General features: G+C 59.8%; 20 protein-coding genes. 8 read left to right on the top strand and 12 right to left on the bottom strand.

The annotated features are described in order from the left end of the window. Positions 1-32 precede the first annotated feature (32 nt). The gene (locus ABWV42_RS00390) at positions 33-875 is read right to left on the bottom strand and encodes a PhzF family phenazine biosynthesis protein (protein WP_353338410.1); all 843 of its coding nucleotides are present in this window, start codon (positions 873-875) and stop codon (positions 33-35) included. After that, on the bottom strand, positions 875-2,128 hold the full coding sequence (locus ABWV42_RS00385) for a cation:proton antiporter (protein WP_353338409.1): 1,254 nt from the start codon (positions 2,126-2,128) through the stop codon (positions 875-877). The genes ABWV42_RS00390 and ABWV42_RS00385 overlap by 1 nt, the downstream gene beginning before the upstream one ends. 130 nt (positions 2,129-2,258) lie before the next feature. On the opposite strand from ABWV42_RS00385, the gene ABWV42_RS00380 reads away from it, so the two are divergent. Further along, positions 2,259-3,134 (top strand): DMT family transporter, encoded by an 876-nt coding sequence (locus ABWV42_RS00380; RefSeq protein ID WP_353338408.1) that lies wholly within the window; start codon positions 2,259-2,261, stop codon positions 3,132-3,134. 1 nt (position 3,135) lies between these two features. On the opposite strand, the gene ABWV42_RS00375 is transcribed toward ABWV42_RS00380, so the two are convergent. From ABWV42_RS00375 to ABWV42_RS00360, 4 genes are all read right to left on the bottom strand, one after another. Continuing rightward, positions 3,136-4,542 (bottom strand): protein adenylyltransferase SelO, encoded by a 1,407-nt coding sequence (locus ABWV42_RS00375; RefSeq protein WP_353338407.1) that lies wholly within the window; start codon positions 4,540-4,542, stop codon positions 3,136-3,138. 7 nt (positions 4,543-4,549) lie between these two features. Beyond that, the gene (locus ABWV42_RS00370) at positions 4,550-4,999 is read right to left on the bottom strand and encodes a GNAT family N-acetyltransferase (RefSeq protein WP_353338406.1); all 450 of its coding nucleotides are present in this window, start codon (positions 4,997-4,999) and stop codon (positions 4,550-4,552) included. Continuing rightward, positions 4,996-5,937 carry a nucleoside hydrolase gene (locus tag ABWV42_RS00365; protein ID WP_353338405.1) on the bottom strand — a complete coding sequence of 314 codons (942 nt, stop codon included), beginning with the start codon at positions 5,935-5,937 and terminating at the stop codon, positions 4,996-4,998. Before ABWV42_RS00365 ends, ABWV42_RS00370 begins: the two co-directional genes overlap by 4 nt. 111 nt (positions 5,938-6,048) lie before the next feature. Continuing rightward, entirely contained in the window at positions 6,049-6,639 is a 591-nt protein-coding gene (locus ABWV42_RS00360; protein ID WP_255108004.1) for an HD domain-containing protein, read from the bottom strand. Between the two features lie 98 nt (positions 6,640-6,737). On the opposite strand from ABWV42_RS00360, the gene ABWV42_RS00355 reads away from it, so the two are divergent. Continuing rightward, entirely contained in the window at positions 6,738-7,580 is an 843-nt protein-coding gene (locus tag ABWV42_RS00355) for a LysR family transcriptional regulator (RefSeq protein WP_353338404.1), read from the top strand. 51 nt (positions 7,581-7,631) lie between these two features. On the opposite strand, the gene ABWV42_RS00350 is transcribed toward ABWV42_RS00355, so the two are convergent. After that, on the bottom strand, positions 7,632-8,645 hold the full coding sequence (locus ABWV42_RS00350) for a Fe(3+) ABC transporter substrate-binding protein (protein WP_353338403.1): 1,014 nt from the start codon (positions 8,643-8,645) through the stop codon (positions 7,632-7,634). Between the two features lie 83 nt (positions 8,646-8,728). Beyond that, positions 8,729-9,556 (bottom strand): nucleoside triphosphate pyrophosphohydrolase, encoded by an 828-nt coding sequence (mazG, locus tag ABWV42_RS00345; protein WP_353338402.1) that lies wholly within the window; start codon positions 9,554-9,556, stop codon positions 8,729-8,731. Positions 9,557-9,620: 64 nt separating this feature from the next. Between mazG and ABWV42_RS00340 the strand changes: the two genes are divergently transcribed. The 3 genes from ABWV42_RS00340 to ABWV42_RS00330 all read left to right on the top strand — a co-directional run bounded on the left by ABWV42_RS00340 (position 9,621) and on the right by ABWV42_RS00330 (position 12,404). Beyond that, positions 9,621-10,781, top strand: coding sequence for a M20 aminoacylase family protein (locus ABWV42_RS00340; protein ID WP_353338401.1), 1,161 nt, complete (start codon positions 9,621-9,623; stop codon positions 10,779-10,781). A gap of 153 nt (positions 10,782-10,934) precedes the next feature. Further along, complete coding sequence (gene speB / locus ABWV42_RS00335) at positions 10,935-11,903, top strand: agmatinase (RefSeq protein WP_353338400.1); 969 nt, start codon at positions 10,935-10,937, stop codon at positions 11,901-11,903. A gap of 96 nt (positions 11,904-11,999) precedes the next feature. After that, a complete protein-coding gene (locus ABWV42_RS00330) occupies positions 12,000-12,404 on the top strand; it encodes a DUF1499 domain-containing protein (protein ID WP_353338399.1) in 405 nt (134 codons plus the stop codon). On the opposite strand, the gene ABWV42_RS00325 is transcribed toward ABWV42_RS00330, so the two are convergent. Beyond that, complete coding sequence (locus tag ABWV42_RS00325; RefSeq protein ID WP_353338398.1) at positions 12,327-12,644, bottom strand: hypothetical protein; 318 nt, start codon at positions 12,642-12,644, stop codon at positions 12,327-12,329. The two genes, ABWV42_RS00330 and ABWV42_RS00325, sit on opposite strands and share 78 nt — an antisense overlap. Positions 12,645-12,705: 61 nt before the next feature. Here ABWV42_RS00325 and prfA point away from each other — a divergent pair, with 61 nt between their 5' ends. The 3 genes from prfA (at position 12,706) to ABWV42_RS00310 (ending at position 15,399) form a co-directional block, all read left to right on the top strand. Beyond that, positions 12,706-13,761 (top strand): peptide chain release factor 1, encoded by a 1,056-nt coding sequence (prfA, locus tag ABWV42_RS00320; RefSeq protein WP_353338397.1) that lies wholly within the window; start codon positions 12,706-12,708, stop codon positions 13,759-13,761. Beyond that, on the top strand, positions 13,758-14,591 hold the full coding sequence (prmC, locus tag ABWV42_RS00315; protein WP_353338396.1) for a peptide chain release factor N(5)-glutamine methyltransferase: 834 nt from the start codon (positions 13,758-13,760) through the stop codon (positions 14,589-14,591). Before prfA ends, prmC begins: the two co-directional genes overlap by 4 nt. A gap of 217 nt (positions 14,592-14,808) precedes the next feature. Beyond that, positions 14,809-15,399, top strand: coding sequence for a DUF4167 domain-containing protein (locus ABWV42_RS00310; protein WP_353338395.1), 591 nt, complete (start codon positions 14,809-14,811; stop codon positions 15,397-15,399). A gap of 33 nt (positions 15,400-15,432) precedes the next feature. Here ABWV42_RS00310 and rsmA read toward each other — a convergent pair whose 3' ends face one another. From rsmA to ABWV42_RS00295, 3 genes are read right to left on the bottom strand one after another with little or no spacing between them, the layout of a single operon-like run. Beyond that, the gene (gene rsmA, locus ABWV42_RS00305) at positions 15,433-16,275 is read right to left on the bottom strand and encodes a 16S rRNA (adenine(1518)-N(6)/adenine(1519)-N(6))-dimethyltransferase RsmA (RefSeq protein ID WP_353338394.1); all 843 of its coding nucleotides are present in this window, start codon (positions 16,273-16,275) and stop codon (positions 15,433-15,435) included. Then, positions 16,275-17,267: a 4-hydroxythreonine-4-phosphate dehydrogenase PdxA gene (gene pdxA / locus ABWV42_RS00300; protein WP_353338393.1), complete on the bottom strand. Its 993-nt coding sequence runs from the start codon at positions 17,265-17,267 to the stop codon at positions 16,275-16,277. Before pdxA ends, rsmA begins: the two co-directional genes overlap by 1 nt. Then, positions 17,264-18,502: a peptidylprolyl isomerase gene (locus ABWV42_RS00295; RefSeq protein WP_353338392.1), complete on the bottom strand. Its 1,239-nt coding sequence runs from the start codon at positions 18,500-18,502 to the stop codon at positions 17,264-17,266. The genes pdxA and ABWV42_RS00295 overlap by 4 nt, the downstream gene beginning before the upstream one ends. Positions 18,503-18,506: the final 4 nt, after the last annotated feature.

Genomic DNA, 18,506 nt, shown 5'->3' with positions numbered 1-18,506 from the left:
AAAGCGCCGCATCCGTTGCGGCGCTTTTTGCATCAGTAGGTCAGGCTGCCTTCCATCACCTTGCAGGCGCTGCCGCTGATCGTGACCGCCCCATCAAGCGTGGTAACGCCAATCACGCTGGGCCGTCCCATGTCGTCGCCCTGATGTACGCGCAATGTCATGTCCTGACCTTCCACCGAAGCCAACAGGGCGCCCAGTGCGGCACATGCGCTGCCCGTAGCCGGGTCTTCGGGAATGTTGTCGAGAGGGGCAAACATGCGGGCGTGGATCACATCGCCCTCGCGGACATAGGCGAACTGGGCAAAGTCCAGGCCAGACGGATATTTTGCATTGCCTTCGCGAAAGGCTGCCACGTCGGTCTGCAACGCCGCCAGCGTATCGCGGCAGTCGAGTTCGGTGATGGTAAACGGCAAGCCAAGAGAGGCCATTGTCGGCGCATGTGATGTTGTGAGGATGGCATCCTCGCTGATGCCCAGCGCCCGCGCCACCAAGGCGGGATCAGGGGTCGCCAGAACCTCAAGCGGCACCTCGGTGGTGAACTGCGCGCCGCCATCCGTGACCTTGCAGACAAGCGGCCCGACCCCGAGTTCGAGCACCATCTCGCCGCCATGTCCCAGATCGGCCAGCGCAATCGCCGTGCCAATCGTGGGGTGGCCTGCAAAGGGAACCTCTGTCGTAGGTGTGAAAATCCGGACCCTGGCCGTGTGACTGGCATCCTCGGGCGGATAGACAAAGGTCACTTCGGAAAAGTTGAACTCGGCCGCGATCTTCTGGAGGTCGGCTTCGGGCAATTCGCCAGCGTCCGGGAAGACGGCCAGCTGGTTGCCTCCGAACGGCGTTTCGGTAAAGACGTCATAGACGACATAGTTGCGCATCACATCAACTCCGGTTCACGGCCAACCTTCTTGGCCAGCGGTGCAATAGTCAGACCCTGCACGATGATCGAGAAGATCACCACCACGTAAGTGGCCGTCAGGATCAGCGGTTTCCAGTCTCCGTCGGGCAGCGACAGCGCAAGCGCGACGGAAATCCCGCCCTTGAGGCCGCCCCATGTCATGATCGGGATCACGCCGCGGCTGAATTCGCGAAACGGATTGAGGATCAGAACCGGCACCGCCACCGCCGCAAGGCGCGCCACCAGCGCCAGCGCAATCGCCATGACACCGGCCATTAGGAACTGCATGTCAAAGGCGACTGCAAAGACCTCGAAGCCAATCAGAAGGAACAGCACCGCGTTGAGGATTTCGTCGATCAGTTTCCAGAAGGCATCCACGTATTCGCGGGTCTCGACACTCATGCCATGCTTGGCCCCGATATCGCCGATCAAAAGCCCCGCGCAGACCGCCATGATCGGCGCGGAGACATGCAGCGCCACCGCCAGTTCATAGCCGCCAAAAGCCAGGCCCAGCGTCAGCAGCACCTCAAGGGAATAGTCGTCGATCAGACGCATCACCCGGAAGGTGAGCCAGCCCAGCACGAGGCCCAGAACCGCGCCCCCGAAGGCTTCCTGCACAAAGAGGATCGCGGCCCCTTCCAATTCGTTGTCATGGCTGCCGTGTCCGCCGCCCGCAAAGGCAATGCCGGTCAGCACGAGGAACACCACATAGGCCACCCCGTCGTTGAACAGGCTTTCGCCCGCAATCTTGGTCTCAAGGCTCTTGCGCAGATTGGCTTCGCGCAACACCCCAAGCACCGCCACCGGATCGGTGGGCGAGATCAGCGCCCCGAAGACCAGGGCCACCATCAGCGGCATTCCCGTGATCCAGCTGAAGCCGACACCGATGATGGCCGTCGACAGGCCAACCCCCACCGTCGCCATCAGGGCAATCGGCAACCACTGTGCCCGCAGGTCCGCCAGCTTGACGTGCAGCGCGCCTGCAAACAGCAGGAGGCCCAGCATCCCTTCGAGAAGCGCATCCGAAAAATCGATGCCGATGATCATATGGCGTGCGGCCTCTGCAATGCCGAACTGCGGCGCAACCATATCCACCGCCAAGAGCCCGAAAGAGGCAAACAGCGCCACCACGAGGATGCCGATGGCCGAAGGGAGCTTGAGGAAAAGGTAATTGATCGCCCCGAAAGCGCCGGCAAGCACGATGAGCAGGGAAGTGATTTGTAGGAAATTCATGACGCGCCTCAATAAGATACGCGCTTGGGGTAACACGCAGCGGGGCCTTGCCTCAAGCGCCCGGTTCCCGACGTCGGGTGAGATGCGCTCATTGCTTGACTTGTGAACGAAAATGACGGCCTCTGCTCCTATGGAACGGAAAACTCACATAGACACCTTTGGCACCATCGCGCTGACGGTCTTCGCGATCGCGCTGTCGTTCAATCAGGTCGTGATCAAGGTCACCAACGGTGGGTTTTCGCCGGTCTTCTCTGCTGGCATCCGGTCGTTGATCGGCCTTACCGCAGTCGCCCTCTGGATGGCCTATCGCAGGAAAGCCTTTGGCCGCTCTGCACCAGTTGTCCGCGCGGGTATCCTGGCCGGCATCCTGTTCTCGCTCGAGTTCATCTGCCTCTACATCGCGCTCGACCTGACCACCGTGTCGCGCGCCTCGATCATCTTTTACTCCATGCCGGTCTGGCTGGCGCTGGTGGCCCATGTGTTCCTGCCCGGAGAACGGTTGAATGCCGTGCGGCTGCTGGGTCTTGTCCTCGCCATGGCGGGGGTGATCGTGGCGGTCATGGACAGGCAGGGGGGCGAGGCCTCGCTCTGGGGGGATCTGTTTGCCCTTGGGGCCGCGATCTTCTGGGGCGGCATTGCGCTTGTCGTGCGCCTGACACCGCTGTCGCAAGAAAAGCCCGAGACCCAGCTGATCTGGCAACTTATCGTGTCGTCCATTGTCCTGATCGCGGTGGCGCCGCTGTTCGGGCCACTGCTGCGCGATCCGCAGGCGATCCACGTGGCCGGCCTGATGTTCCAAGCCATCGGAATCGTTGCCATTGCCTACCTGATCTGGTTCTGGCTCCTGACCATCTATCCGGCCTCGGGCGTGGCCTCGTTCAGCTTTCTGTCGCCGGTGTTCAGCGTCCTTCTGGGCTGGTGGCTCCTGGACGAACAGGTCGGCCTTTCGATCTGGCTGGCGCTGGTTCTGGTCGCGCTTGGCATCATCCTGATCAACCGGCGCTGATCTAGGTGCCGCAGAATGTCTGCTGAACCCGCTCGCCCGCGCTCGGGGGACGGGTGAGATCAGCGAACTCCGGATTGTGCTCAAACGGCTTGGCCAGAGCTTGCGACAGGCGCAGGAACGGGGCCATGTCCCCCTGAACCGCAGCCTGAATCATCTCTTCAACCCGATGGTTGCGCGGGATCAATACAGGGTTGGCACGGCGCATCACCTCTTCTGGGGCATCTTCACCGGCAATCCGCACTTTCCAGTCACGCGCCCAATCGTCAAAACTGGCGGGATCGACAAACTGATCGCGGGCCTTGTCACCCGACAGGGCCGCGAAGGTGTTGGTGAAATCAGCCCCCTGATCGCTCATCAGCTTCAACAGACGCGCGGCCAGTTGCAAGTCATCCGCCTGCGTCTCGCCAAGGCCGATCTTGCGCCCAAGCGCCTCGCGCCAGAGCGTATGCACCCGTTCCGGCATGGCGTTGATCGCCTCGGTATATCCTGCAACCGCCTTGTCGGTGTCCTCTTCCAGCGGCACCAGTGCCGTCGCCAGCTGGGCCATGTTCCAGACGATGATGTCGGCCTGTGCCGCATAGGCATAGCGCCCGCGTCGGTCGATCGAGGAGAACACCATCATCGGGTGGTATTCGTCCATAAAGGCGCAGGGGCCATAGTCGATTGTTTCGCCGGAAATGGCACAGTTGTCGGTGTTCATCACGCCGTGGATAAAGCCAACCGACATCCACTGTGTCACCAACTGCGCCTGACGCTCGATCACGGCCTTGAGGAACTCAAGCGGCGTGCTGACATGTGGATAGTGGCGCGCAACCGCGTGTTCGAACAGCGCCTTCAATCCGGCGGTATCGCCCCGCGCGGCCAGAACCTGAAACGTGCCAACGCGGATGTGGCTCGAGGCCACACGGGTCAGAACCGCGCCGGGCAGGGCGGTTTCACGGTAGATCGTTTCGCCCGTGGCTACGGCGGCCAAGGCGCGGGTTGTGGGAATGCCAAGGGCGTGCATTGCCTCGCTGACCACGAACTCGCGCAGCACCGGCCCAACCCAGGCCCGCCCGTCGCCATTGCGCGAATAGGGCGTAGGGCCAGAGCCCTTGAGCTGAATATCAAACCCACCTGCTTCGCCCAGAAGAATGGCCCGCCCGTCGCCCAGTTGCGGGTTCCAGTGGCCGAACTGGTGGCCGGAATACAATTGCGCCAGGGGTTCCGAGCCTTCGGGGACATCGTTGCCGCCAAAGACCCTTGCCAGTTCGGCCAGATCGTCGGTGCCCGTGATCCCGAGGTCATTGGCCAGTGCATGATTGAACGCCAGAACCTCCGGCGCCTTCACCGGCGTCGGTTCAATGCGTGAGTAAAGATGCTCCGGCAGGCGGGCATAGCTGTTCTGAAAGGGGATATGCAGGGTCATGACAGGCCTAAAGTTCGCGCGTCATCAACATATAGCGATCCCGTGCCTTGAAACCAGTGCGGGTATAAAGCCGCTTGGCAGTTTCATTCTCGCGATCCACCTCTAGGTGCAATGCACGCACACCGGCCTGACCCAACATCTTGGACAGGGTCAGGAGTGTTTCGCTTCCCATCCCCCGACCGCGCACCGCAGAGCGAATGAACAACTCGTCCACGAAAGCGTCCATTCCGCCGAACTCCACGCTCCACCCGAACGTAAGGACAATATAGCCCACCGGCGCGCGCGTCGGCCCGATGATATAGATCGCCCCCAGCGGCGATCCCTCCAGAAGCGGTAAAAGGGCATTGCGGCGCGTGGTCTCGTCCTGCGTGATCCCTTCTTCGGCGTGAAAGGCCGCCACAAGCGGGACGAGCCGGTCAAGATCTTCAGGTTTCGCGAGGTGCAGCGCCGCGCTCATAGGCGCGCCAGACGTTCGGTCAGCAGGTCAAAGAACCCGTCGGCATCCACATCACCGATGAAAAGCGCATTCGCCTCGCGGCCCGACACGCCCCACCAATCCGCGACGGTCATTCCCATCGTCAGTTCCGAGTGGGTTTCGATCTCGACATTGATGTAGCGCCCCGAGAACAGCTCTGGCTTGATCAGATAGGCCGTGACGCAGGGATCATGCAGCGGCGCACCGTTCGAGCCGTATTTTTCCTTGTCGAAACGTTCAAAGAAATCCGTCATCTCGGCCACCGCGATCCCGACCTTGGTGCCAAGGGCGCGGAAGGCATCGTTACGCGGCTTCGTCACCAGCGCCTTGTGCGTCACGTCAAGCGGCATCACGACTTTAGGTGCGGGAGATTTGAAAACGATATGAGCGGCTTGCGGGTCGACGTAAATGTTGAACTCCGCCGCCGGTGTGATGTTGCCAACCTCGAAATAGGCGCCGCCCATCAGCACGATCTCCTGAACCCGGTCCATGATGTCGGGGGCCTTCTCAAAGGCCATCGCAATGTTGGTCAGCGGGCCCAGCGGGCAAAGCGTGACCGTTCCCGGCTTATGCGCGCGCAGGGTGTCGATGATGAAATCCACCGCGTGCTGCTCCTGAAGCGGCATTTGCGGGTCAGGCAGCACCGGCCCATCCAGGCCCGTCTTGCCATGCACGTGTTCCGCCGTCACCAGATCGCGGCCCAGCGGACGGTCACAACCCGCATAAACCTTCACATCATGCTTGCCTGCCAACTCGCAGACAATACGCGCATTTTTGCTGGTCAGTGGAAGCGGTACATTGCCCGCCACGGCCGTAATCCCCAGAACCTCGATCTCCTCGGGGCTGGCCAGCGCCAGCAGTATGGCAACCGCATCGTCCTGTCCGGGGTCTGTATCAATGATGATCTTTCGCGCGCTCATGGGGGCCTCCTGTGGTCGCGGCGACCTTGGGCAAACCGCGTGACCTTGTCCAGCCAAAAGCAAAAGGGCGGCAGACCATCGCCTGCCGCCCCAACTCTTTTTCCCGAACGATCAGTCGTTCGCGGTTTCGTTCAACTCCATGTGCCCGCCCGATTTCGAGAACACCCGGCGCAGCATCGGTTCAAAGAATTCAAGCGGTTTGGACGGGTAGTTCGGATCAAAGGCGTTCTGGTCGTAGTTATGGCAGAAATAGACCGCGTCGTCGTAATACGGGCTGTCCTTGTACTTGTCGCGCGCGTTGCGATCCCCGCCCAGCATGTGGTTGTAGTAATACCCCTGGAACACGCAGTGATGTTCGATGATCCAGCGGGCCTTTTCACTCATGTAGGGGCGCACCATCGCCGCTGCGAGTTCGCCGTGATTGTAGGGCGACAGGATATCACCGATGTCATGGATCAGCGCAGCCACCACGATTTCCTCATCCGCGCCATCCGCATGGGCGCGAGTCGCGGCCTGCAGGCAGTGCTGGTAGCGGTTGATCGGGTAGGGCGTCCACTCTTCGTCCAGCGATTTCAGCATGGCGATGATGCGGTCGACCAGTTCGGCGTTGAACTGTTCTTCATAGTCCATCACCGCGTCCCAATCGGCCTGTGTCGCCTCTTCAAAGCTGGTCCATGTGGGTTTGTGCGATTTGTCGAGCATGGCATGTCTCCTGATCTGCGTTGTCAGGAAGCCTAGCGAAGTTTGTCTGATCGGAAAAACGTATTGTTTTTATCAATCTGGTCGTCTTTTGTTTTCACATGGACGAAAAACACCTACGAACCTTTCTGGCAATTGCCGACACCCACAGCTTTCACCGCGCCGCCGCGCGTCTGAATATTACGCAGGCCGCGGTAAGCAGCCGGGTTCGCGCTCTTGAAATGCAGCTGGATGTCGACCTCTTCACCCGTGGCCCCGGCGGCACCGCGTTAACCGAGGCGGGCCACCATCTTCGCCCCTATGCCGAACAGATGCTGAGCCAGTGGCACCAGATCCGTCAGGGCCTCGGCCAGCAATTCGCCAATCGCATTGCCCTTCGGATCGGCTGTCAGCTGTCGATCTGGGATACATTGCTGGTGGACCTGACGATCTGGGCCGAAGAAGAATTGGGGAAGCTACCGCTGACCTTAAATTTTGATCACGAAAGCAATGCGTTGGAGTTGCTTCGTAATCGAATGCTTGATCTGACGGTCACCCACGAGACGCCCGCCGGAAGCGATCTGACAGTGTACGAATTGCCGTCGGAACGTATGATCCTGATGGCGGCTGAACCCTGTGATCTGAATGATCCCGACCTGCCGCTGTTTCTCAATCTTCAGCTTGGTCCGGCCTATGATGCCGCCGTGCGGGAACAGCTTGCGGGCCGCTCCGGTCACCTGTTTCTTGGTAACGCTGCCATGGCGCTGCACTACATGCAGAACAGGGGTGGCATGGCCTTTCTGCCAGAGCGGATGGCAGCCCCCCTGAGGGCAAGCGGCCACCTGTCCCCCGTGTCTGGCGGGCAGGATTTCACCGTGCCCTGTCTGGCCGTCTATGAACCCGGCGGTCCTGCGGCAAGCACGGTCGCGCAGGTTCTTCCTGGCCTCGATCACGTTCTGAAATAAAGAAAGGCGCCCCATGCGGGACGCCTTCCGGACGCAATATCAACTAGCGGATCAGCCGTCGAAATCAACCGTTTCGGTGATCTTCAGAGCAGCGGGGCGGTTGCCAGCCAGGGTCATCAGGTTCACGTCGTCCGCGGTGAACTCGCCCCAGCCCTTGACCAGCGGGTCGGGCGAGGTGCCCGGTGCGATCGGGTATTCATAGTTGGCCTTGGCATAGATTTCCTGTGCTTGCGGCGAGGTCAGGAATTCCATCATCTTCAGCGCCGCTTCCGGGTTCGGCGCGTGTTTCGCCATCGCAACGCCCGAGATGTTCACGTGGGTGCCCGCGTTTTCAAAGGTCGGGAACAGCACGTTCACGCTGTCGGCCCAGGCCTTTTGTTCTTCATCGGCCAGCATCTTGCCCATGTAATAGGTGTTGCCGATCGCGATGTCGCATTCACCGGCCCAGATCGCCTTGACCTGCGCGCGGTCGTTGCCCTGCGGTTTGCGGGCGAGGTTGGCCTTGATGCCTTCCAGCCACTTCGCGGCACCTTCTTCGCCGTGGTGATGCACAACCGCTGAGGTCAGCGCGACGTTGTAGGCGTGGGTGCCCGAGCGGGTGCAGATGCGGCCTTTCCATTTCGGGTCAGCCAGATCTTCGTAGGTGGTGACTTCACCCTCGGCAACGCGATCTTTCGAGGCATAAACGATGCGGGCGCGGGTGGTCAGGCCGTACCACTGGTTGTCGGGGTCGCGGTATTGCGCAGGCACGTTGGCGTTCAGCGTGTCGCTTTCAACAGCTTGGGTCAGGCCCGCGTTCACAACGGCGGCCAGACGCGAGATGTCAACGGTCAGAACAAGGTCCGCTGGCGAACGTTTGCCCTCGGCCTGCATACGCTCAACCATACCCTTCTTGAGGTAGGCGACATTCACCTTGATGCCGGTCTCGGCGGTGAAGGCATCGGTCAGCGGCTTGATCAGCTCGGGCTGACGATAGGAATAAACGTTGACCTCTTCGGCAACGACAGGCGCGGCAACGGTGATTGCGGTCGCGGCAAGGAAGGCAGATTTGAGACGTGCAAACATGGGACTCACTCAGGTGATTGCTGTTTCGATTGGTGAAGCAATTACCTGAGTGTTTTTATAGGGTCAATACCTGAATAAAATATTCAGGTATCCGAAGTCTTGGCCTTTTCCTCGATTTTGACCGCGTCCCAAAGGCCGTCCATTTCTTCAAGGGTCGACTCTTCCGGACGCTTGCCGCGCTCGGCCAGTTTGGCCTCGACCGCCTCAAAGCGGCGAATGAACTTCTGGTTGGTTGCCCTCAGCGCGGCCTCGGGGTCGAGATCAAGATGGCGGGCAAGGTTGGCCATGACGAACAGCATGTCACCGAATTCTTCTTCGATCTCGGTCTGGCTCATGGTGTCGCGCGCCTCGGCCAGTTCGCCGGCTTCCTCGACGATCTTGTCGACCACGTGGCGAATGTCGGGCCAGTCGAATCCCACCCGAGCGGCCCGTTTCTGAAGCTTCACCGCGCGCAGCAGGGCAGGCAGGCCAACCGCAACACCATCCAGCGTGCCCTTTTGCTTCTTGCTGGCGCGTTCGGCCGCCTTGATGGTTTCCCAGTCGCGGGTCTGCTGGTCGGCGGATTTCTGATTACTTTCATCGCCAAACACATGCGGATGCCGCGCGACCATCTTGTCCGACATGGTGTCGGCCACTTCATCAAAGGTGAACAGGCCCCGTTCGGTCGCCATCTGCGCGTGGAACACCGATTGAAACAGCAGATCCCCCAACTCGCCTTTCAACTCGTCCCAGGCCTCGCGTTCGATCGCATCGGCCACTTCATAGGCTTCCTCGATGGTATAGGGCGCGATGGTCGAGAAATCCTGTTCGATGTCCCACGGGCATCCGGTTTCGGGATCGCGCAGGCGGCGCATGATTTCCAGCAGGCGCGGCATGCCCCCTTTGGGATCGTGGATCAGGTCGTCGGCCATTGCACATCTCTCCTTGGCGGTGTTCACATGCATATCAGATAAACGCGAACCCGGAGTCCACCCCATGCCCGTCCTCAACAGCATTGCCGCCAACGCCGAAGAGATGAAAACCTGGCGTCGCCACCTGCATATGCACCCCGAACTGGAATTCGACTGTCACGAGACCGCCGCCTTTGTTGCCGCGCGTCTGCGTGAGTTCGGCGTCGATGAGTTGCACGAGGGAATCGCGACCACCGGCCTTGTCGCCATCATCAACGGCAAGGGCGAGGGCGGCACCATCGGGCTGCGCGCTGACATGGACGCGCTGCCGATGCCCGAGACCACGGGCCTTGACTATGCTTCGACGGTTGAGTGCAAAATGCACGCCTGCGGCCACGACGGCCACACCACCATGCTGCTTGGCGCGGCGAAATACCTTGCCGAGACGCGCAACTTTTCCGGCCGCGTCGCGCTGATCTTCCAACCCGCCGAGGAAGGCGGTGGCGGGGCCGGCGTGATGGTGGAAGAGGGGATCATGGATCGTTTCGAGATCGATCAGGTCTATGCCCTGCACAACGTCCCCGAGATCGCCGTGGGCAATTTCTACACCACGCCCGGGCCGATCATGGCAGCGGTGGATGAGTTCCACATCGACATCAAGGGGCGCGGCGGCCACGGCGCCTATCCGCATGAAACGGCTGATCCGGTCATGGCCTCGGTCGCCATCGCCCAGGCGATCCAGACCATCATCAGCCGCAACCACGACGCCCGGCAAGAAGCGGTGGTCTCGGTCACCCAGATCCACACCGGCAGCACCGACAACGTGATTCCCGATACGGCTTATCTGAATGGAACCGTGCGCACGTTCGAACCCGAAGTTCAGGATATGATCATATCCCGCATGGAGGCCATCGTCGCAGGGCAGGCCGCCGCCTATGATGTCGAGGCCACCCTGCGTTATGAACGCGGCTATCCCGCCACCGTGAACGACGCCGACAAGGTTGCCTTCGCCGCCGAGGTCGCGCGCGAGATTTCCGGTGCCGATGCGGTGCAGGATGACACCGGAAAAGAGATGGGCGCCGAGGATTTCTCCTACATGCTCCAGGAACGCCCGGGGGCCTATCTTTTCATTGGCCAGGGGCCGGGTGCCGCGCTGCATAATCCGAACTACGACTTCAACGACGACATCTCTCCGATCGGCGCGTCGTTCTTTGCGCGTGTCGTGGAAAAGGCCCAGCCACTGTAGGAATTTTACGCTGCACGGCAGCACCGTCGCGATACCGACGTGATGCAGACAGCGGTTTTTGACCGTCATTCTGCGTCGCGGCGGATTTCCTGCTTGACTTGCAAGGCCGGATTATCAATTTTTTGATCAAATTTCTTGATCACGGAAATCCGCATGGCACTGGAAGATGCAAAAAAGGTCGTGGACGAAGCCTTCACCCGCGACAACAACCTCGGACCGAGCTTTGAAAACACCTTTGGCGGTGCGACGTCCTTCCTGCGCCGCCGCTATAGCAAGGATCTGACGGGTGTTGATGTCGCCGTAACAGGGGTTCCCTTTGATCAGGCGGTGACCAACCGTCCCGGCACGCGCCTTGGGCCTCGCTCTATCCGCGAGGCCTCTGCCCTGCAAAGCCCCGACGCGCCTTATGGCTGGGGGTTCAACGTGCTGGAAGAGTTTTCCGTGGTGGACTATGGCGACCTGGCGTTCGACTATGCCAATGTCCCCGCGTTTCCTGCCGCACTGACCGAACATATCCGCACGATCCTTGATGCGGGTGCAGCCAGCATCGTTTTGGGCGGGGACCACTATATCACCTTCCCGATCCTGCGCGCCTATGCAGAAAAATTCGGCCCGCTTTCGCTTTTGCAGTTCGACGCCCACACCGATACGTGGCCCGATGACGATATGGATCGGATCGACCACGGCACCATGTTCTACAAGGCGGTGAAACTTGGCCTAGTTGATCCCAAGCGGTCTGTGCAGGTGGGCATCCGCACCACCAACGAAGATACGCTGGGTGTGAACATTATCGACGCGCGCGAAGTGCATGAGGCGGGGCCGGGTGCTACGGCCAAGAAAATCAAGGAAATACTTGAGGATAACCCGACATACCTCACCTTTGACATTGACGCGCTTGACCCGGCATTCGCACCGGGCACGGGCACGCCTGTCTGGGGTGGCCTGACCTCGGCGCAGGCGTCGATCATGCTGCGTGATCTGGAAGGCATCAACATGGTGGGCGGCGATGTGGTCGAAGTTTCTCCGCCGTTTGATACGACGGGGGCCACGGCAATCGCGGGCGCACATGTCGCCACTGAACTTCTGTGCATCTGGGCCTCCAGCCGCCGTACGAAAACCTGACGTGACGCCACGCAAGCGTTTACACGGCAAACCTTCAATGCAATCTTTCGGGGCGGGCCGGCAAAGCCCGGTTCCTGTCGAATTGCGGAGTGTGTGATGAAGTTCCTTGCGGTGTTGATTGTCCTGTTTGTCGCGTTGATTGCCTATATTCGCTTGTCACCCAACTCCCCCGAAAAATGGCATGTCGCGCCCGAGGTGGATCGCGATAAAGCCTATTCGAACGGGGTGTTACGGCGGATTGAAAACGCTCCCAACGGTCTTGAGAAACTGCATGAAGTGATTGGAAAAGATGTTTCAACACAAGTTCTTACGGGCGATGTTGCAAGCGGCATGGTGACCTATGTTTCGCGCACGAAACTGATGGGATACCCGGATTTCACGACGATCAGGCAGGACGGCGAAACCCTGTTGATCCACGGCCGCTCACGTTTTGGGCGGCGTGATTTTGGTGTCAATGCGCAGCGCGTCGATGGCTGGATTGCGGCTTTGTCCACCAATTGACGGACCCGCGTCAGACGACAGGCAAGCAGGTGAAATCTCGCGCCACATCGGGACGTTCAGCGACATCTGGCATTGCGCCATGAACATGCGACCGTCGACATGCAGGCAGATCATCTCGCCAAGTTCCACGCGATTTCCAGAGGTATCAGTGCAATAACAGTCAATCGTCTTGCCATTGAGGTTGTAATCGGCAAGCGCGGGGCCCGGAACGAGCATGGCCAGAAGAACAAGATATCGCATAGAAATAGTATATCCCAACCACGGCTCTTGACCAAGTCTCCGGATTGTCCCACTTAGCCTCATGGTTCCTATAGAGCGTCTAGAACAGATCACCCAGCGTTTCGAGTTTCTCGAAGCCAAGATGGCAGAAGGGGCAGCGGGCGAGGATATTGCCGCGCTGGCCAAGGAATATTCCGACCTGCGCCCGGTTGTTGAGCAAATTCAGGCCTATCGCCAGTTACTTGGCGACCTCGAAGAGGCCGAACTGATGCTGGATGATCCGGACATGAAAGAGCTGGCGGAAGAAGAACTGCCAGGTTTGAAGGCGCAACTCCCCGAGGCTGAACACGCGCTGCAACTTGCGCTTTTGCCCAGGGACGAGGCGGATTCCCGCCCAGCAATGATCGAGATACGCCCCGGCACCGGCGGGGATGAGGCTGCGCTTTTTGCTGGTGACCTGCTGCGCATGTACCAACGGTTCGCCGACTCCAAGGGGTGGCGGATCGAGATCATCGAGGAACAGCAGACGGAACTCGGCGGCATCAAGGAAGTTGTCGCCCATGTGAAGGGCGAGGATGTTTTTGCCCGTTTGAAATACGAATCCGGCGTACACAGGGTACAACGTGTGCCCGAAACCGAATCCGGTGGCCGCGTTCACACATCGGCCGCGACAGTGGCGGTTCTGCCCGAGGCCGAGGATGTCGACATCCAGATCGACGCTAACGATCTGCGCATCGATACCATGCGGTCGTCCGGGGCCGGGGGGCAGCACGTCAACACCACCGACTCGGCTGTACGCATCACCCATATTCCGTCGGGGATCGTGGTCACGAGTTCCGAGAAATCCCAGCACCGCAACCGGGAGATCGCGATGCAGGTGCTGAAGACGCGGCTTTATGACATGGAGCGCCAGCGTATCGATTCCGAACGTTCGGCAGACCGGAAATCCCAGGTCGGCTCTGGGGACCGCTCTGAACGTATCCGCACCTACAACTTCCCGCAGGGGCGCATGACGGACCACCGGATCAACCTGACGCTCTATAAACTTGATCAAATCATGAACGGTGATCTGGACGAGATCGTGGACGCCCTCACCGCCGACGATCAGGCCCGTCTCCTCGCCGAAATGAACGCATGATCCTCCAATCCCTCCTAACCCAAGCCACCCGCCAACTGCGCGAGGCGGGGATCGAGGGGGCGCAAAGGGATGCGCGGGTCTTGGTTGCGCATGCAGTCGGGATACCGGCAGATCGGGTCACTCTCGAAGCGCAAATGGATGTGAGCGCGGAACAGGTAACTGTTTTCAATGGATTTTGTGCGCGTCGCATAGAGCGTGAACCGGTTTCCAAGATCGTTGGAAAGCGGCAATTCTGGGGGCGTGAGTTCAAGGTGACGCCGGATGTTCTTGACCCGCGTCCCGAGACGGAAACCCTGATCGTGGCGGCGCTGGAGCATCGTTTTGAACGGCTATTGGATCTGGGGACGGGGACAGGGTGTATCCCGATCACCCTTCTTGCAGAGCGCCCTCTCGCGCAGGGCCTTGCCGTAGATGTTTCCCAAGCCGCGCTTCAGGTCGCACAAGAAAACGCGAAGGTCCATCAAGTAGACGAGAGATTGGCCTTTGGCGTTTCCGACTGGTTTTCGGCTGTTGAGGGGCGTTTCGATCTGATCGTTTCCAATCCGCCCTATATCACGGACGACGAGATGGAAGAGCTTTCCAGAGAAGTGCGTGAACACGACCCTCACCTTGCTCTGACACCGGGCGGCGATGGCCTCGATCCCTATCGGACTATCGCGCGGGATGTGTCCGCGTTTCTGGAACCCAGAGGACGCCTTCTGGTTGAGATTGGCTGGAAGCAAGGCCCGGATGTGAAAGCCATTTTCGAAGCGGCGGGCCTTTGTGATTGTGCGGTTTTGCCCGATCTTGATGGGCGCGATCGTGTCGTGAGTGCACGAAGCCCCGTGTGAAGTGCCCAATAGACACGGTTTTTCAAGGTTTTTTCATAGAACCCCTTGTATACGAAGCGTGACCGGATTACTCAGGAGGTGTCCTTGCAGAGACCGAACGCGAATTCTGTCACGAAGGACATCAAGCCCAAATGTCGGAACCCGGGTTCTTTTGAGCGCAAGAGGCGCGAAACGGGTTCATCGACCGACAACGGTTCAAGGCTGGATTACTGAAGATATGAGATCGTCCAAATCCCGTTCGCGGAACAAGAATAATAGAAATCGTCCTTCCGGGAACGTCGTCAACCGCGTGTTCGACAGCTCCGGTCCCGAGGGCAAGGTGCGTGGCACGCCGCAGCAGATCATCGACAAGTACAACCAGCTGGCGCGGGACGCACAGTTGGCTAATGATCGTGTTGCGACCGAGAATTTCCAACAGCATGCAGAACATTATCAGCGCATGCTTTCCGAGGCACAGCGCGAGATGGACGCCCGCCGCGAAGAGCAGGAGCGTCAGAACCGCGAACGCCAAGCAGAGCGTGACCGCGAGCGTCAGGAACGTATGGACCGTCAGGAGCGCGAGGCCAACGCGTCGGCACCCGCAGCCGATCCCGGCAGCGCGGCGCAGCCTGATGTGATTGACGTGAACGAAAGCGGCGACACCGGTCTGGTTGAGACCCCCGAGGCCAAGGCCGAGGAAAAACCAAAATCGGCACGCAAGCCGCGTCGTTCCTCTCCGCGCAAAAAGCCCGAGCCGAAAAAGGCCGAGGACGCGCCCGAGAGCAGCGCCAAGCCCGCAGAAGGCGACAAGCCCGAAGCCGCAGAATAAGAACAAAGCCCGGGCATTGACCCGGGCTTTTCTTTAGATCGCGTCCACCTGTCGGGCGAGGGCGCAGAACTCTTCGAGAGATACCTGCTCTGCACGTTCCGTTGGCTTGATGCCCGCGGCCAAGAGGCGATCTTCGATATCTGGCGCCACGCCCTTGAGCGAGGCGCGCAGCATTTTGCGACGCTGGTTGAAGGCGGCGGCAACAACGCGGCTCAGCGTGGCTGCCTCGGCCTCGAAGCGGGGCTTTTCAAGGGATTTGAGATGCACGACGGCGCTGTTGACCTTTGGCGGCGGCGTGAAGGCGCCGGGCGGAAGGCTCAGCACGATCTTGGCCTCGGCCCGCCATTGTGCGAGGATTGCCAAGCGACCATATGCCTTTGATCCCGGCTGCGCGACGATACGCTCGGCGACTTCGCGTTGGAACATCAGCGTCAGGCTTTGCCAGAAGGGCGGCCATTCCTTGGGTGTCAGCCAGCGCACGAGAAGCTCGGTCCCGACGTTGTAGGGAAGGTTGGCAGCGATACGGATCGGCGGGGTGAGATGCGAGAGCGGGTCGATTTCAAGCGCATCTCCGTTGATGACCTCAAGGCGTCCGGGATAGGCCACGGCGATTTCGGACAGTGCCGGAATGCAGCGGGTGTCCTTCTCGATGGCAAGCACCTTGCGTGCGCCTTCGGACAAGAGTCCGCGTGTCAAACCGCCGGGGCCCGGACCGATTTCAAGAACGTCACATTCGCTCAGATCGCCCGCCTGCCGCGCGATCTTGGCTGTCAGGTTGAGGTCGAGAAGAAAGTTCTGCCCAAGGGACTTGCGTGCAGAGAGGCCGTGATCGGCGATGACTTGCCGCAATGGTGGAAGATCGTCAATTGCGCTCATCAGGCAGTGTTTCCTTGGTTCATTGAACGTTCAGTGGCCATTTCAAATGCCATCCGCAAGGCTTCGATCATGCTTGAGGGATTGGCGATACCTTGTCCCGCGATGTCAAAGGCGGTGCCGTGATCGGGCGACGTGCGGATAAAGGGAAGGCCCAAGGTCACGTTTACCCCCTTGTCGAAGTCCAGAGTCTTGATCGGGATGAGCGCCTGATCGTGATACATGCAAATCGCTGTGTCATACTTGCTGCGGGCAGCGGCGTGAAACATGGTGTCAGCCGGCAGTGGGCCAAGCAGATTGTAGCCTTCGGCACGCAGTTCATCGACCAAGGGCGCAATCATGGTGATCTCTTCGTCTCCCATCGCGCCGCCTTCGCCAGCGTGCGGGTTCAGACCTGCAATGGCGATGCGCGGTTTCGGGATGCCGAACTGATCCTGTAGGGCGCTGTGGGTGATTTCGATCGTTTCCCGAAGGAGTTCCGGCGTCAGGGCATCGGGAACGTCAGAAACGGCAATGTGAATGGTCGTGGGGACCACGCGGAGTTGAGTACTGGCCAGCATCATCACAACCCGATCGACTCCGGCTAGATCGGCAAGATACTCGGTATGGCCGGGGAAGGGGAAATCAGCGCCATCCTTCAGCGCCTTCTTGTGGATCGGTGCCGTGCAAAGTGCCGAGGCTTCACCGTCCATGGCCATTTGCGCCCCCATCGCGATGGCATCCATGACGCCGGAGGCATTGTCGGGGTCCGCGGTGCCTGGCGTCGCGACACCGTCAAAGGCCAACGGCATAACGGGAAGGGCCGTCGCCATTGTTTGGGCGGCTTCGGAGGGATCAGTGATGACCTGTGCAGGAACCGAACCGGGAAGGTGAGAAGGATCGCAGATCACGAAAAAGGCAAGCTCGTCTTTCAGAGCTTGCCAGGATTTCTCCACCAGTTCCAATCCGATCCCGGCGGGTTCGCCACAGCTTAGGGCAATTGGGGCAGGGTTCATTTCACGACGATCGTGTTTTCTGCGCGCAGTTGCTCGAGGTAGCTTTCTGCATAAGACTGCAAGCGCTGGTTTCGCAAGCGGGCCGCAATGTCTTCACGCTCGATTTCTTCCCGCAGTTCCGCAGAACGCCCACACAGCATGAGAACTGCCAGCGCAGGTTGCCCATCCGACATCGTTGTCGTGAGGGTTGTCGAGATCTCGTTGTCGTCCAGCTTGGCCAACTCAAGAGCGATGTCGCGTGGTACCGCTGCGGGTTCAACGGCCTGGCGAAGCAGACGGTCTTCTGGCAGGTCAACTGCTTCGCCATAAAGGTCATCGCAGGTATCGACACGTGCCTTCAGCTCTTCCGCATCTTCCAGTGCTTCCGGTGTACGTCCGCCCGGAATCTTGAACATGGCGTAGTCGATGGCCGAGTAGCGCGGCGCCGGAACATCGGTCTCGCGCTTGCCGCGCATCATGAAAATGGCCACTGCATTGGGAAGGGCGACGGGTTCGCTGACATCCCCGGGGCCAAGGGCCAAAACAAGGGGGCGAATTTGAACAGGGAGCCGCGTGATCGACAGCCAGTTCAGTCGGCCACCTTTGTCTTTCGTTGCCGATTGCGAATAGCGGCGCGCGGCCTCTTCGAAGTCTGCTTGAGTCTGGACTTGGGCAATCTGGTCGGCGATCGTCTGGACCTGCTCCGCAGTTTGAGGTGTTACCGGAATGACAATCTCGGACAAAAGGACGTTGATGCCGCTGCTTCCAACATTTGATGCGATTGCGCGGTCGATTTCAGCTTCAGAGACTTGCACAGCGCCGCCGTATAAGGCCTGAACAACGGCACCCCACTCAATTCCAGCGCGAACGAACGCCTGAAGTGTTTCCTTGTGAACGCCGGCTTGTGCCAGAACCTTGTACAGTTGCTCGGGATCTTCGATGTTCCCACGTTTGCCAAAGTCGATGACGCCCCTTTCAATCCCCTCTTGATTGGCTTCGATGCCAATAGTGTCGGCTGCCTGTTTTTGCAGGCGCTCGTTGATCAACTGCTCTTGGGCGAGTTTGTAGGTGTCTCCGGGCGCATTCATCAGAGCAAGCAGCAAAGCGCGTTGTTCAACCTCGTAGTAAGTCACCACTTTGTCACCCACGACAACCGCCGGAGAAAACGCACTTTGGGCGCTTAGCTGGGTGGTTGTCAGACCTAGACAAAGTGCTGCTGCGGCTGCCAGATGGGTAAGAACACGATGCGGTTTCATTTGT

Source organism: Pelagimonas sp. KU-00592-HH (genome assembly GCF_040369695.1).
Lineage (GTDB): Bacteria > Pseudomonadota > Alphaproteobacteria > Rhodobacterales > Rhodobacteraceae > Shimia.
Note: the sequence above shows the minus strand (reverse complement) of the source record. Positions and strands in the feature narration are given on the sequence as shown.